At 71.4% G+C, this 13,822-nt stretch carries 14 protein-coding genes and 1 riboswitch; of the genes, 6 read left to right on the top strand and 8 right to left on the bottom strand.

Going from position 1 to position 13,822, the window contains the following annotated elements:
* Positions 1-120: 120 nt before the first annotated feature.
* The 3 genes from ACN20J_RS14745 to thiO form a co-directional block, all read right to left on the bottom strand.
* Positions 121-915, bottom strand: coding sequence for a thiazole synthase (locus tag ACN20J_RS14745; protein WP_189840284.1), 795 nt, complete (start codon positions 913-915; stop codon positions 121-123).
* Between the two features lie 3 nt (positions 916-918).
* Positions 919-1,119 (bottom strand): sulfur carrier protein ThiS, encoded by a 201-nt coding sequence (gene thiS / locus ACN20J_RS14740; protein WP_055612073.1) that lies wholly within the window; start codon positions 1,117-1,119, stop codon positions 919-921.
* A gap of 2 nt (positions 1,120-1,121) precedes the next feature.
* Positions 1,122-2,357, bottom strand: coding sequence for a glycine oxidase ThiO (thiO, locus tag ACN20J_RS14735; protein ID WP_419666048.1), 1,236 nt, complete (start codon positions 2,355-2,357; stop codon positions 1,122-1,124).
* Positions 2,355-2,468, bottom strand: a riboswitch (TPP riboswitch). (Overlaps the previous gene by 3 nt.)
* A 52-nt stretch (positions 2,469-2,520) precedes the next feature.
* Between thiO and ACN20J_RS14730 the strand changes: the two genes are divergently transcribed.
* The 6 genes from ACN20J_RS14730 to ACN20J_RS14705 all read left to right on the top strand — a co-directional run bounded on the left by ACN20J_RS14730 (position 2,521) and on the right by ACN20J_RS14705 (position 7,484).
* Positions 2,521-2,865 (top strand): hypothetical protein, encoded by a 345-nt coding sequence (locus ACN20J_RS14730; RefSeq protein ID WP_419666047.1) that lies wholly within the window; start codon positions 2,521-2,523, stop codon positions 2,863-2,865.
* 66 nt (positions 2,866-2,931) lie between these two features.
* On the top strand, positions 2,932-4,161 hold the full coding sequence (locus ACN20J_RS14725; RefSeq protein WP_419666046.1) for an NAD(P)/FAD-dependent oxidoreductase: 1,230 nt from the start codon (positions 2,932-2,934) through the stop codon (positions 4,159-4,161).
* A gap of 129 nt (positions 4,162-4,290) precedes the next feature.
* Positions 4,291-4,662: an Rv2175c family DNA-binding protein gene (locus ACN20J_RS14720; RefSeq protein ID WP_189840287.1), complete on the top strand. Its 372-nt coding sequence runs from the start codon at positions 4,291-4,293 to the stop codon at positions 4,660-4,662.
* 77 nt (positions 4,663-4,739) lie between these two features.
* The gene (gene thiE, locus ACN20J_RS14715) at positions 4,740-5,390 is read left to right on the top strand and encodes a thiamine phosphate synthase (RefSeq protein ID WP_419666045.1); all 651 of its coding nucleotides are present in this window, start codon (positions 4,740-4,742) and stop codon (positions 5,388-5,390) included.
* A gap of 135 nt (positions 5,391-5,525) precedes the next feature.
* Positions 5,526-6,449, top strand: coding sequence for a methylenetetrahydrofolate reductase [NAD(P)H] (gene metF, locus ACN20J_RS14710; RefSeq protein WP_189840289.1), 924 nt, complete (start codon positions 5,526-5,528; stop codon positions 6,447-6,449).
* A gap of 57 nt (positions 6,450-6,506) precedes the next feature.
* Positions 6,507-7,484 carry a hypothetical protein gene (locus tag ACN20J_RS14705; protein WP_189840290.1) on the top strand — a complete coding sequence of 326 codons (978 nt, stop codon included), beginning with the start codon at positions 6,507-6,509 and terminating at the stop codon, positions 7,482-7,484.
* Positions 7,485-7,589: 105 nt separating this feature from the next.
* On the opposite strand, the gene ACN20J_RS14700 is transcribed toward ACN20J_RS14705, so the two are convergent.
* The 5 genes from ACN20J_RS14700 to ACN20J_RS14680 all read right to left on the bottom strand — a co-directional run bounded on the left by ACN20J_RS14700 (position 7,590) and on the right by ACN20J_RS14680 (position 13,682).
* Positions 7,590-9,101, bottom strand: a complete 1,512-nt coding sequence (locus tag ACN20J_RS14700; RefSeq protein WP_419666044.1) for a phytoene desaturase family protein — start codon at positions 9,099-9,101, stop codon at positions 7,590-7,592.
* Positions 9,102-9,199: 98 nt separating this feature from the next.
* A complete protein-coding gene (locus tag ACN20J_RS14695; protein WP_189840292.1) occupies positions 9,200-9,814 on the bottom strand; it encodes a DUF4126 domain-containing protein in 615 nt (204 codons plus the stop codon).
* A gap of 358 nt (positions 9,815-10,172) precedes the next feature.
* Positions 10,173-10,814 (bottom strand): TetR/AcrR family transcriptional regulator, encoded by a 642-nt coding sequence (locus tag ACN20J_RS14690; RefSeq protein WP_189840293.1) that lies wholly within the window; start codon positions 10,812-10,814, stop codon positions 10,173-10,175.
* An 11-nt stretch (positions 10,815-10,825) separates the two neighbouring features.
* Entirely contained in the window at positions 10,826-12,910 is a 2,085-nt protein-coding gene (locus tag ACN20J_RS14685) for a YhgE/Pip family protein (RefSeq protein ID WP_419668882.1), read from the bottom strand.
* Complete coding sequence (locus tag ACN20J_RS14680; RefSeq protein WP_361997420.1) at positions 12,882-13,682, bottom strand: ATP-binding cassette domain-containing protein; 801 nt, start codon at positions 13,680-13,682, stop codon at positions 12,882-12,884. The genes ACN20J_RS14685 and ACN20J_RS14680 overlap by 29 nt, the downstream gene beginning before the upstream one ends.
* Between the last annotated feature and the right edge of the window lie 140 nt (positions 13,683-13,822).

Raw genomic sequence — 13,822 nt, 5'->3', positions numbered from 1 at the left:
ACTGTCAACGCCGCCTGCACGGGCGATTCCGGGGCGGTACTGCAGCCGAGCTGTGACGGATGTCGCACCGTGACCGATCCCGTGCGGCGCCTGGATTCAGACAGGTGTTCAGGCCAAAGCTCAGAAAGCGGGCCTTTCCGGGTCCAACCGGGCTACGCCCTCCACCGGAGACGACGCCTCGGCGAAGTGACGGCGCGGAATGCGCCCCGCGCGGTACGCGAGCCGGCCCGCCTCGACCGCGTGCCGCATGCCTTCGGCCATCAGCACCGGCTCCTGCGCCCGGGTCACGGCCGAGGCGAGCATCACACCCGCGCACCCCAGCTCCATGGCGAGCGCCGCGTCCGACGCCGTACCGGCACCGGCGTCCAGGATCACCGGCACGCGCGCGTGCTCCACGATCAGCTGGAAGTTGTGCGGGTTGCGGATGCCGAGCCCGGACCCGATCGGCGAGCCGAGCGGCATGACCGCGGCGCAGCCCACGTCCTCCAGCTTGCGGGCGAGCACCGGGTCGTCGTTCGTGTACGGGAGGACCGTGAAGCCGTCGTCGACCAGGGTCTCGGCGGCGTCGAGCAGCTCGATCGGGTCGGGCAGCAGGGTGCGTTCGTCGGCGATGACCTCCAGCTTGACGAGGTCCGTGCCGAGCGCCTCACGCGCGAGCCGGGCCGTCAGGACGGCCTCCCCGGCGGTGAAACAGCCCGCCGTGTTGGGCAGCACGCGGATGCCCAGCCGTTCGAGCACGGAGAGGACCGAGCCATGGGCCTTGGGGTTCACGCGGCGCATCGCGACCGTCGTCAGCTCGGTGCCGGACGCGACGAGCGAGCGTTCCAGGACGTCGAGGCTGGGCGCGCCACCGGTGCCCATGATCAGACGGGACGTGAAGGACGTACCGCCGAGGACGAAGGGATCGTCGGCCATGGGTCAGCCTCCTTGGACGGCGGTGAGGACTTCGACGCGGTCTCCCTCGGAGAGGAGGGTCTTCGACCACTGCGCGCGCGGGACGACGGTTTCGTTGAGTGCGGCGGCGACACCGGAGGGGGCCGCGGTGAGCGCGGCGACGAGGGTGTCGAGGGCGGTGTCCGGGGCCAGCTGCCGCCGCTCCCCGTTGACGAAGATGCTCATGCTCATGCGCGCTGCTCCGAGAGTGCGGCGGCGCCGAACCGCCTGGGTGTGAAGGGGCGGGCCACGTCCGGGAGTTCACCGGTAGTCAGGGCGTGTGCCATGGCGTCCCCGGTGACGGGCGTGAGCAGTACGCCGTTGCGGTAGTGGCCGGTCGCCAGCAGCAGACCGGGGAGTCCGGTCGGGCCGAGCAGGGGCGCGTTGTCGGGGGAGCCCGGGCGCAGTCCGGCCCGCGTCTCGGTGAGCGGCAGTTCGGTGATGCCGGGGACGAGTTCGTGGGCGTCCCGCAGCAGCTCGTACACACCGCCGGCGGTCACCGTGGTGTCCCAGCCCAACTCCTCGCTGGTCGCGCCGACGACCAGTTCGCCGCTCTCCCGCGGCACCAGATAGATGTGGCTGCCGCGCACGACGGCCCGCACGCTGCGGCTCAGGAAGGGCGCGTACCGCTTCGGGACGGTCAGCCGCAGCACCTGTCCCTTCACGGGGCGCACCGGCGGCAGTACGTCGTCGGGGACGCCCGTCAGACGCCCGCTGAGGCTGCCCCCGGCGAGCACGACCTGGCCCGCCGAAAGCTCGGTGCCGTCCGTCGTGACGACTCCGGTGGCCCGGTCCCGTACGACGGTCAGGCGGTCCGCCCACGTCCGGTGGAAGGCCACTCCGGCCCGCTCGCAGGCCGTGACCAGGGCCGCGGAGAGCCGCCGCGGATCGACCTGGTGGTCGCTGTCGACCCGGAGGCCGCCGCGCACGCCCGGCGCGAGCATCGGCTCCAGCCGTCGGCACTCACGGCCGCTGAGCCACTCCGACTCCAGGCCCGACCGGAGTTGCAGGGCGTGCACTTCGCGCAGATGGGCGCGGTCGTCGGCGTCGAGCGCGACGGCCAGCGCGCCGCACCGCCGGTATCCGATGTCCTGGCCGGTCGCCTCGGTCAGCTCGGCCGCGAAGTCCGGATAACGGCGCGCCGAGGCCAGATTGAGGCCGAGCAGGGTCTGCTCGCCGTAGTGGAGTTCGGTGACGGCGGCCAGCATCCCGGCCGCGACCTGCGCGGCGCCGCCGCCGGGTTCCGGGTCCACGAGCGCGGTCGAGAACCCGCGCTGCGCGGCCCGCCAGGCCGTGACGAGGCCGATGATCCCGCCCCCGACGACCAGGACGTCTGACGTGCGCCTCGCATCGGCTGCATCGGTTGTATCGGCGGCTGCGTCGGTTGTGTCGGGTGTAACGGATGTCTCCGGTGTACGCGACATGGGCGTCCAGCCCCTCCCTTCGCCGGCATGACCCGGATCAGGTTCGTACGGTCGGAGGCCGTCCCAGCCTCCCTCTCAGCCCGGTGCGTCCGGACTCCCGCGAGTGCTTTACGTTGGCCACCTTAGCCCTTCGCCCCAACAGCCTGTAAGGGAGCCTTCACGCATGGCCCGCTCGCTCGACGGACTCTCCCTCGCCCCGGTCGCCGACCAGGCGCCGGGCCAGGTGGGCACCCGCACCCGGTTCGCCTACCACGAGAAGGACGGCGAGATCTGGGCCGAGTACGCGGGCGGCGACGTCGTACGCGGCCACCTGGTGGGCACGCGCGCGGGTGACCGGCTCGACTTCCGGTACGTACAGCTGAAGGTCGACGGCACCACCTCGTCCGGGCACTGCGTCTCCCTGGTCGTCGAACTGCCCGACGGGCGGGTGCGCCTGGAGGAGACCTGGGAATGGGAGTCCCAGGAGGGCAGCGGGACAAGTGTGGTCGAAGAGGTCACCGCAGACTGACGCTGTGCAACAGCTCACCGATCGCGCCCCCTGACCGACGATTTCACCAGTGTCTATGGTGATCGTGTGAGTGAGCAGACGCAGGGACGGAACCCGGTGGCGCGACGGAGCGCCGTGATCGTCGGGGCGGGCATGGCAGGCGTACAGACCGCCGTCGCCCTGCGGGAACGGGGCTTCACCGGAAGCGTGACCCTGATCGGCGCGGAGCCCCACCAGCCGTACGACCGGCCCCCGTTGTCCAAGGCCGTACTGCTCGGCAAGGCCGAGGACTCCGCCTTCGACGTCGACTTCGAAGCGCTCGACGTGGAGCTCCGCCTGGGGCTCGAAGTGACCGGCGTGCACCCCTCGCGGCACGAACTCGACACGGTCGACGGCCCGGTTCCGTACGACGTCCTGGTCATCGCCACCGGCGCCGAGCCGATCCAACTGCCGGGCGCCCAGGGCGTACCCGGCGTCCATCTGCTGCGCACGCTCGACGACGCCGAGCGGCTGCGCCCCGTCCTCGCCCGGCAGCACGACATCGTGGTGGTCGGCGCGGGCTGGATCGGCGCCGAGTTCGCGACGGCGGCGCGCGAGGCGGGCTGCGCGGTGACCGTCGTGGAGGCCGCCGACCGGCCGCTCGCCGGTGTGCTGCCCGAGGAGGTGGCCGCTCCGATGGCCGCCTGGTACGCGGACAGCGGGGCGGTGCTGCGCACCCACGCGCGCGTGGAGCACGTCGAGCCCGGCGAGGTGGTGCTCGACGACGGCTCGCGGCTGCCAGCGGGCGCCGTCGTCGTGGGCATCGGGGCGCGGCCCGCCACGGCCTGGCTGGCCGGTTCCGGGATCGAGCTCGGCGCCCGTCGCGAGATCGTCGCGGACGACCACCTGCGCACCTCCGCCCCGGACGTGTACGCGGTCGGCGACTGCGCCTCGTTCCCGTCCGGCCGCTACGGCGAGCGCCTGCTGGTCCACCACTGGGACAACGCCCTCCAGGGCCCGCGCACGGTCGCCGCGAACATCGTCGGCGAGACGTCCGTCGCGTACGACCCCGTGCCGTACTTCTGGTCCGAGCAGTTCGGCCGCTTCGTCCAGTACGCGGGCCATCACGCGACCGCCGACGCCATGGTGTGGCGCGGGGACCCGGCCGGGCCGTCCTGGTCGGTGTGCTGGCTCCGCGAGGGCCGCCTGGCCGCGGTCCTGGCGGTAGGACGGCCTCGGGACCTGGCACAGGGCAAGCGGCTGATCGAGGCGGGCACGCCGATGGATTCCGGGCTCCTGTCGGATCCCGCGCTGCCGCTCAAGGGCGCGACCGCCTGAGCGCTCTGCCGTGGTGCTCCGTCGGGTCGCCCGGTCGGAGGGCCGTCCGATGTCTGCGGGGCCGCGGGCGTGACACGGTCGCACCGGCCCGGGTACCGACTGTCAGTCCGAGATGGCAGGCTTGTGTTCGTGACCGAGATTGACGCAAAGATCGATGCTCTCGTCCCCGCCTGGCTCACCCTCCCCGACATCGCCGAACTGCTCGGCGTCGAGGTGACCCGCGTTCGGCAACTGGTCAAGGAAGGCCAGGTCATCGCCGTACGCCGTGGTGAGAACCGCGCGCTGCACGTCCCCGCCGCATTCATCGACGGGGCCGAGCAGAAGGTCGTCAAGGGCCTGACCGGCACCTTGACGCTCCTGCGGGACGACGGCTTCACCGACGAAGAGATGCTCGAGTGGCTCTTCACCCCCGACGAGAGCCTGCCCGGTACGCCCGCGCAGGCTCTGAGCGAGAATCGCGGCACGGAGGTGAAGCGTCGCGCCCAGGCGCTCGCCGTCTGACCTGATCACGCCGTCCGGCGTACGGGCCGCGATCCTCACGGCCCGTACGCCACCGACACGACACGGGGGACCCACGCATGCCCGAATCCACCGCACGCGCCCGGCTCGCCGACGCCCGGGTGTACCTCTGCACGGACGCCCGCAGGAGCCAGGGCGACCTCGCCGACTTCCTGGACGCGGTCCTGGCGAACGGCGTGGACATCGTGCAGCTGCGGGACAAGGGCATGGAGGCGGCCGAGGAGCTGGAGCACCTCGCCGTCCTCGCGGACGCCTGCCGCCGGCACGGCAAGCTGCTCGCGGTGAACGACCGGGCGGACGTCGCCCACGCCATCGGCGCCGACGTGCTGCACCTGGGCCAGGGCGACCTTCCGGTGCCCGCCGCCCGCGCGATCCTCGGCGACGACGTCCTGATCGGCCGCTCCACGCACGCCGATTCCGAGGCCGGGGCCGCCGCCGTCCAGGAGGGCGTGGACTACTTCTGCACCGGCCCCTGCTGGCCCACCCCCACCAAGCCCGGCCGCCACGCGCCGGGCCTCCCGCTGGTCCGGTACACGGCCGCGCTCGCCACGGATCGCCCCTGGTTCGCCATCGGCGGCATCGACCTCGGCAACCTCGACGAGGTGCTCGAAGCGGGCGCCCGCCGCGTCGTCGTCGTACGGGCGATCACCGAGGCCGACGATCCGGGCGCGGCGGCGGCGGAGTTCGCAAAGCGCCTGCGCCACGCGTAGGTGACCTGAGGCAGGTGCCCGGGGGTGTGCCCGACCGAGTGGGCAGTTGTCCGAGTGGTGGACAACAAGTCGACAAATCGGGCAAATTTCCCGGATCCGGTTGGGGGACCGTCGACCCCTGACTAACCTGCGGGTATGGCCCTCGGATCTGCTTCCACCAGGACGGACCGCGCACGCACGGTGCGTGACATGCTCGCGACCGGCAAGGAGACGTACTCGTTCGAGTTCTCCGCGCCGAAGACCCCGAAGGGCGAGCGGAACCTGTGGAACGCGCTGCGCCGGGTCGAGGCCGTGGCCCCCGACTTCGTGTCGGTGACCTACGGCGCGGGCGGTTCGACCCGGGCGGGCACGGTCAGGGAGACCGAGCAGATCGTCGCCGACACGACCCTGACCCCGGTCGCCCACCTCACCGCGGTCAACCACTCCATCGCCGAGCTGCGCAACATCATCGGCCAGTTCGCGGACGCCGGGATCCGCAACATGCTCGCCGTGCGCGGAGACCCGCCCGGCGACCCGATGGCCGACTGGGTGGCACACCCCCAGGGCCTGACGTACGCGGCCGAACTCGTCCGGCTCATCAAGGAATCCGGCGACTTCTGCGTGGGCGTCGCGGCCTTCCCCGAGATGCATCCGCGCTCGGCCGACTGGGACCGTGACGTCGCGCACTTCGTCGACAAGTGCCGGGCCGGCGCGGACTACGCGATCACGCAGATGTTCTTCCAGCCGGAGTCGTATCTGCGGCTGCGTGACCGGGTCGGCTCGGCGGGCTGCGAGACCCCGGTCATCCCCGAGGTCATGCCGGTGACCAGCGTGAAGATGCTGGAGCGGTTGCCCAAGCTCAGCAACGCCTCGATCCCGGACGCCCTTAAAGAGCGGATCCTCACAGCCAAAGACGATCCGGCGGCTGTACGCTCCATTGGCATCGAGTTCGCCACGGAGTTCTGCGCGAGGCTGCTGGCCGAGGGAGTCCCCGGACTGCATTTCATTACGCTGAACAACTCCACCGCGACGCTGGAAATCTACGAGAACCTGGGCCTGCATCACCCACAGCAGGCCTAGACCGGCCGCATCGTCGTACGACACACTGCGTAGCGGCCACCTGGGAGAGGGGCGTACATGGGCTGGACGGTCCTCTACATCGCATTCGGCATCGTCGCGCTATGGCTGCTCGGCGAGGTACTGCTGCAGTACAAGGCACGGCTGCGCTGGCGGCTGCTCGCCTTCGCCGGCTTCCTCGGAGTGGTCCTCGGTGTCCTGATTCCGAACGTACTGGTCATCGGCCTGGGTGCCGCGGCCTTCGCCGTCGGGCAGACGTACGTCACCCTCTCGTTCCGCAGCGGATTCGCTTCCGGCTGGGCCGTCAACGGCCTCGGCGGTGGCCGCTCGGGGGGCGCCAGCAAGCGCCGCCGCGGCGAGGAGCGCAAGGACCCGACGCTGGAGGTCTCCGACCTGCACGCCGCGGAGACCACGACGTTTCCCAGCCAGGACTTCGGCCAGGACGATCCCTACGGGCGCGACGACTCCGTTTTCGGACAACGCCCCGCGACCGCCGCCGAGTCGACCTCCGTGTACGAACCGCAGCCGCTGCCCGACGACACCGGCCAGTACGGCGTCTACAGCGACGCCGCCTACGCCGCCGCCACCGACCCGGCTTACGCGGCAGCCGCGCAGGCCCAGGGACAGCAGGGCCAGGACCCGCTCGGCCAGAACTACTCGTACGACGGCTACTCCGGCTACGACCAGCAGCAGTACGGCTACGACACCGGGCAGCAACAGCAGTACGCCGCCTACTCCGACCCGTACATCGGCACGCAGGCCTATGACGCCGCGTCGTACGGCCAGCCCTACGACGCCTCGCAGCAGCAGTACACGCAGCAGGGCTACACCCAGGACCCGTACGCCACCAACGGTGGTTACGTCAGCGAGACCCCGGCCGGCGGTGTGTGGGTGCCTCAGCAGCGCAACACCGAGGACCAGTACGGCGGCGAACTCCCGCCGGAGCAGTCGTATCCGTACGACGGCAACGGGAACAACGGGACCAATGGCGGCAACGGACAGCAGGGCGGCGGGTACGACGAGCAGTACCGGTTCTGAGCGAGCCGGCAGTAACGGTTCTGAATGATCCAGAAGCAACGGTTCTGAATGAGCCGGTGCCGACCGGGGCTCAGCGTGCCCCGGTCGTCGCCCCGTCGCCGTCACTCACTGCGAGCCCCGGAAGTCCGGTCCCTCCACGACGAGTCCGGCGACCAGCGCGCCGGACATCCCCGCGTGCGGCAGTCCGCCGCCGGGGTGCGCCCAGCCGCCGACCGTGAACAGGCCCGGTACACGGGTGCTGTTGGCGGGCCTCAGCAGTGTGCCGTCCGCACCGGCCAGCGCGGGAGCGGGCACGGCGCCGTCCCCGGCACCGGTCTCCCGCTCGGTGTCCACGGGGGTGCGCACCTCGCGCCACAGCACGCGCTCGCGCAGGCCCGGTACCGCTCGCTCGGCGGCCGTGACCATGCGGTCGGCGAAGGCGTCGGCGGCACCCTCGGCGGTCCAGTCGTAGTGCGCCAGGGACGGCACCGTCGCCGTGAGCACCATGGACTCGTGGTCGTCGTCCGGCCGCAGCAGCGCGTCGTCCGGCTGGTCCACCCACACGGTGGGCCGCTCCGCAGGCTTTCCGGTCCCGAAGACGTTCCGCTCGTCGGCAGGGTCCGTCGTGTGAACCACCGTGCGGTGTACGGCTCCGGGCTCGCGCGGGCCGCGCAGCGCCAGGCAGACGACGACCTTGCCGCAGGTCAGGGACGCGGGGTGCGACTCGGGCACGTCCCCCTCGTACAGACTGTCGCGACCCGTCAGGGACTCCAGCAGCTTCGGCGGGCCGCCCACGACGAAGTCCGCCTCGGCGACGGTCCCGTCACGCAGCTCCACGCCCGTGGCCCGGCCGTCCTTCTCCGTGACCGAGACGACCTCGGCGTCGAAGACGAACTCCACCCGGCGGGCCACGCACCGCTCGTGCACGGCGCGCGCCAACTCCCGGATTCCGCCGCGCAGATACCAGGCGCCGAAGGCGTGCTCCATGTACGGCAGGACCGCCGCGCTCGCCGGGGCGGTGTGCGGGTCCAGGCCGTACGCGAGCGCGTGGCTCTCCAGGAGGGCGGCGAGGCGGGGGTCGGCCAGCTCCCACGCGCCGACCTCCGCGAGGGTCCGTGCCGTGCGGGTGCGCAGCAGCCGGCGCTGCCGCAGCGCGGGGTAGGGCTCACGCTCGGCCAGGACCTGCCAGTTGGGCCACAGCGGCTCCTCCAGGAGCGGGCGGCGCGTCCGGTCCCAGGCCTCGCGCGCCCGGACCAGGAAGTCGCCCCAGCGCTCGCCCACGCCTGCCCCGAGGGCCTCGTCCAGGGCCGAGACGACGCCCGCGCGGGAGGCGTTGGGCAGCGAGACCTCCGTGCCGTCGGCGAAGACGTGCCGTGCCGCCGGGTCGACCTGGACCAGGTCGACGCAGGCCTCCAGCGGCTCCTTGCCCGTCTTGACGAACAGGTCGCGGTAGACCGCGGGCAGTTGGAGCAGTCCCGGGCCGGTGTCGAAGGCGAAGCCGTCGCGCTCGAAGCGGCCCACCGCCCCGCCGTACGTCGCCGCGCGCTCGTACACCACCACCCGGTGGCCCGCGACGGCCAGCCGGGCGGCGGCCGCCATCGCGCCCATGCCTGCGCCGATCACCGCAATTCGTGCCATGCCAGGGACTTTATCGGCCGCCACTGACAACCGGTCTCCGGGCCTGTGCGGCAGGGGCCGCCCCGGGCCGACCGGGGCAGCCGGAGGTCGGTCCGGGGTCAGCCCGGCGGGCGCCCCACCCGTTCCGCGAGCCGTTTCTCCTCGCGGCGCTGGGCCCTGCGGCGCAGGAACCGTCTGATCCGCGAGACCAGGAAGTAGAGCACCACCAGACCGGTCACCAGCAGGACGGCCGCGATGATCGCCGCGGCCTGCGGGTTGAACATCGCGAACGTGATGATCCCGGCGACACCGAGATCCTCGGCGGTGCTCAGCACGAAGTTGCTGAACGGCTCCGGCGAGGTGTTGACCGCCATCCGCGTCCCGGCCTTGACGACATGGCTGGCAAGCGCCGACGAGCCGCCGATCGCCCCGGCCGCCAGCTCGGACAGCGAACCGCTCTGCCCGGCCAGCAGCGCCGCGACGACGGCCCCGGAGACCGGGCGGATCACGGTGTGGACGCTGTCCCACACCGAGTCCACGTACGGGATCTTGTCGGCGACGGCCTCGCAGGCGAACAGGACGCCCGCCGCGATGAGGACCTCGGGGCGCTGCAGCGACTCGGGCACCTCGTCGGTCAGCCCGGTCGCGCCGAAGAGGCCGAGGAGCAGCACCACCGCGTACGCGTTGATGCCGCTGGCCCAGCCGCTGGTGAAGACCAGGGGGAGTACGGACACGGAGGCGATCGTAACCAGTCGGCAACGGCGCGTCCTGGGCATGAGTGCGTACGGCTGAGTATCCGTACCTAGGGAGTGAGTTGAGTACGCGCGCGGATGGGTGCCGACCTGCGTGAACGAGAGAGTAGAGGCACGGAAAGGGGCGCGGCTCCGGTACCGCCGACACGGGGCGGCGGAACGGTGCAGCGCCCTTGTCCGCTCCTTCCGCCGAGAAACTCGGCGGGAGCGAGACACGGGGGGACCCGGGGGAGACCGGAACGGGGGAACCAACGGGGAGTACGGGGAAACACGGGGGAGCACAGAAGGGGCGCCGGTCCGGCGTGGCCCGCGGGGGACGCGGCCACTTCGGACCGGCGCTTCATTTGTGTCCGAGCCCGTCCCCGCTGACCCTTCCCTGGAGCAGCCGGGACAGCGCCGAGTGGACGTCGTCCAGGGAGCGCTCCGGCTGGAACGCCTGCCAGTCCAGGGCCGCCACGAGCACCATGCCGACCAGCGCCGACGCCGTCAGCGGGGTGTCGATCTCGTCGCTCAGCTCGCCGTTGGCGATCCCGTCGCGCAGGACGTTCTCGACGACCGCGACGGCCTCCTGACGGACCACCATCAGGGTGGACTGCCAGGCCCGGTTGGTGCGCCACAGCTCCGCCACGTACAGCTGTGTGAAGGCCGGGTAGCGGTCGATGAAGACGAGGCCCGCCCGGATCATCGCGTCCAGCGCGTCGACCTTGCTGCCGCCGTCCCGGGCGGTCCCCTCCGCCGCCTCCCGGAGGGACGCGGTCAGCAGTCCCACTCCGTGCCGGAGGAGCTCTTCGAAGAGGACGGACTTGCTCGCGAAGTTGTAGTAGACGGTGCCCTTGGCCACACCGGCGCGTTCGGCGATCTCGTCGACCGTCGTGGCCGAGAAGCCCTGTTCCGCGATGAGGGTCACCGCCGCCTCGTAGAGCTTCTGCCGGGTCGCCTGTCTCCGGCCGCCGCCGCTGTCCACCGTCCTGCTGCTTTCCATGGCCCCGATTGTCACAGGCTCAGCTCCGGGTGCAGTCGGTCGAGGGTCCATACCTGCCGTCGCCGCGCGGACACGGCGGTGAGCGCGAGGGCGCCGGCGGTGAACGCGGCGAGGACGGCGCACGCCTGCCAGACCGGCCCGAGGCCGCCGCCCGTGATGAGCCTCCTGAGGGCGTCGACGACGTAACTCATCGGCATGAAGGGGTGGATCGCGTTGAAGAACCCCGGACTGGTCTGCACGGGATACGTGCCGCCCGCCGACGTCAGCTGCAGCATCAGGAAGGCGAGGACGAGGATCCGGCCGGCCGCTCCGAAGCGGGCGTTCAGCCACTGCACGATCGCCGCGAAGCAGGCCGTCACCAGGAACAGGAAGCCCACCGTCCCGGCCGTCCGCGCCATTTCCAGACCGATTCCCCAGTGCAGCACGGACATCAGCGCGACCGTCTGGAGCGCCCCCAGGGCGGCCACCGGCAGCCAGCCCGCCAGCGCGATGCGCCAGGCGGAGGAGCCCGCCGCGAGCGCGCGCCGGTTGAGCGGCGGAATCAGCATGTAGGCCACCATCGCGCCCACCCACAGGGAGAGCGGAATGAAGTACGGGGCGAAACCGGTGCCGTAGTTGGGCGCCTTGTGCAGATCCTTCGAAGCGAGCTGTACGGGGTCGGCCATGACCTCGGTGCGCCGGTCCCGGTCGCTCTTGTCGTAGTCGGGGATCCGGCCGGCGCCGTCGTGCAGTCCGCCGGCGAGCTTCCCCGAGCCGTCGACGAGCTTGTACATGCCCCCTTCGAGGTCGCCCGCTCCCGTACTGAGTTCGCCGACACCGGTGTCCAGGTCGGCCGCGCCGGACTTGGCCGTGCCGAGCCCCGTGTGCAGTGTCTTCGCCCCCTTGGCGACCTTTCCGGCCCCCTTGTTGAGCGCGTTGACCTTGGAGACGGTCGTGGCGAGGTCCTCGGAGAGGTGCGGCGAGCGGTCGGCCAGCGCCTGGGCCTGCTTCTCCAGGGCGGCCAGATGCTTGTCGAGCGTGTCCAGGTCGCCGTCCTGGCCGGCCACCAGTGTGTTGACGTCGTCGGCGACCTTCGCCACGTCGGCGGCGGCCTCCTTGGCCTTCTTCAGCTCGGGGCAGGCGGCGTCGGGCAGCGGCAGGGTCTCGCAGCGTGCCTTGTAGACGGCGTTCAGCGTGTCTGAGGCCGTGTGGGCGTCCTCGGCGGCCGTCGGGGCCGTCTTCACCAGGGTGTCGAGGTTGCGGCGGATCGCAGCGGCGGAGTCCGCGACGAGCTGAGCCGTGTCGCCGATCTCCTTCTCGTTGCCCTTAAGGAAGGGCCCCACCTTGTCCGCGACGCCGTTGACCTTGTCCGCGAGCGTCTGCGTCCCTTCCGAGACCTGCCGCGAACCGTCCTCCAGGTCGCCCGCGCCCTTGTCGAGCTTCTTCAGGCCGGCGGAGAGCTTGCCGCTGCCCGCCTCCGCGTCCTTCAGGCCGTCCGCGAGGTCCTTCGAGCCCTTCTTGGCCTTCCCGATCCCGCCCTTGAGCGTGTCGGCCCCCTTCGCGGCCTTCGTGGTCTCCCCGTGGATGTCGGAGAACGAGACGAAGATCTTGTCGAGGAACGACCGCGACGCCTTGGTCGAGGCGGCAGTACGCACCTCCGCGAAGACGGTCCGCGAGATCTGCCCGACGATGTAGTTGTTCGCGTCGTTCGTACGCACCTGGAGGGCGCCCGTCTCCGGAGAGTCGCCCGAACTGGAGGCGATCCGCCTGCTGAAGTCGGACGGCATGGTCAACGACAGGTAGTAACTGCCGTTCTCGACGCCCTCGCGGGCCTCGGCGGAGCTCACCTCGTGCCACTCGAAGGTCTTGCTCTCGCGCAGCCCCTTGGTGATCTCGTCGCCCATCACGATCTTCTTGTCGGCCGCCGTCGCCCCCTTGTCGTCGTTCACGAGCGCCACGGGGATGCGGTCGAGACGGCCGTACGGGTCCCAGAACGACCACAGGTAGAGGGCGCCGTACAGCAGGGGCAGCAGCAGGAGCGCGACCAGGGCCGCGCGCGGGAGCCTTCCCCTGCCGAAGCGCCTGAGCTCAAGCGCGGCCAGCTTCGGCGAGCGCAGCATCCGCGGTCTCCTTGTCTTCCGTGTCGTCCGTGTCGTCCTCGTCTTGGCGGGTCTGTCCGTCGGCCGGCCCCGTGGACACCACGACCGCGTCCTCGGGGGCCTCGTTGCACACCGCCACGACCGTGGTCCCGGCCTCGGTCAGGGAGCGCAACAGGGCCCAGACCTCGGCTCGTTCGGCCTGTGAGAGCTTCAGGTCGGTGTCGTCGATGCCCAGCAGCCGGGGACGGCCGATCAGGGCGAGCGCCACGGAGAGACGCAGCGCTTCGACGCGTTCCAGGTCGCGCACCGCGGTCCGGGACCCCTTGGGCAGGGCCTCCCGGTCGAGCCCGGCGGCGGCCAGCGCGCTGTCGACGCGCAGCCGCGCCTCCGTCACCCGCTCCGATCGAGGCCGCAGCAGTCCGCGCACGGAACCGCCGAACCGCCGCTGGAGCAGGGCCCGTTCCCGAAGGTGCTCGGCTACGGACAGAGCGGGCTCCAGGTCGGTGACACCGGGCACATGGGCCAGCGCGCTGAACCGGCGGACGGCCGCCATCTGCTTCGGCAACTCCGACTGCCCGACCCGCGCGTGCCCCTCGGTGGCCTTCATCCGCCCGGTGAGCGCGAGCAGCAGACACGTACGCCCCGAGCCCGACGGCCCCTCGATCGCGATCAGCGAGCCGGGCTCCGCGTCGACGCCGATGCCGCGGAACGCCCACCCGCGGGGCCCCTTGAGCCCGAAGTCCTCGGCCCTTACGCCGAGTCCGTGCGGACCGTCCACAACTTCCCCCACCCTCCGGGCCCTTGAGCCGACCGGGTTTTTGAACTGACTGGTCAGTGCAAAAGCTATACCGAACCTGTGATCGAGGCAAAAGCCCAGGTCAGAACGGATTGTCAGTGGCATACCTCACGATGGACACATACGGCCACAGA

The sequence above is a fragment of the Streptomyces sp. 2-1 genome (genome assembly GCF_048564895.1).
Taxonomy (GTDB): domain Bacteria; phylum Actinomycetota; class Actinomycetes; order Streptomycetales; family Streptomycetaceae; genus Streptomyces; species Streptomyces phaeochromogenes.
This window is presented reverse-complemented; position numbering and strand designations above follow the sequence as displayed.

Coding starts and splice junctions, on each gene's coding strand:
- ACN20J_RS14745 (WP_189840284.1), bottom strand. CDS start 915: ATGGCCGACGATCCCTTCGTCCTCGGCGGTACGTCCTTCACGTCCCGT.
- thiS (WP_055612073.1), bottom strand. CDS start 1,119: ATGAGCATCTTCGTCAACGGGGAGCGGCGGCAGCTGGCCCCGGACACC.
- thiO (WP_419666048.1), bottom strand. CDS start 2,357: ATGTCGCGTACACCGGAGACATCCGTTACACCCGACACAACCGACGCA.
- ACN20J_RS14730 (WP_419666047.1), top strand. CDS start 2,521: ATGGCCCGCTCGCTCGACGGACTCTCCCTCGCCCCGGTCGCCGACCAG.
- thiE (WP_419666045.1), top strand. CDS start 4,740: ATGCCCGAATCCACCGCACGCGCCCGGCTCGCCGACGCCCGGGTGTAC.
- metF (WP_189840289.1), top strand. CDS start 5,526: ATGGCCCTCGGATCTGCTTCCACCAGGACGGACCGCGCACGCACGGTG.
- ACN20J_RS14705 (WP_189840290.1), top strand. CDS start 6,507: ATGGGCTGGACGGTCCTCTACATCGCATTCGGCATCGTCGCGCTATGG.
- ACN20J_RS14700 (WP_419666044.1), bottom strand. CDS start 9,101: ATGGCACGAATTGCGGTGATCGGCGCAGGCATGGGCGCGATGGCGGCC.
- ACN20J_RS14690 (WP_189840293.1), bottom strand. CDS start 10,814: ATGGAAAGCAGCAGGACGGTGGACAGCGGCGGCGGCCGGAGACAGGCG.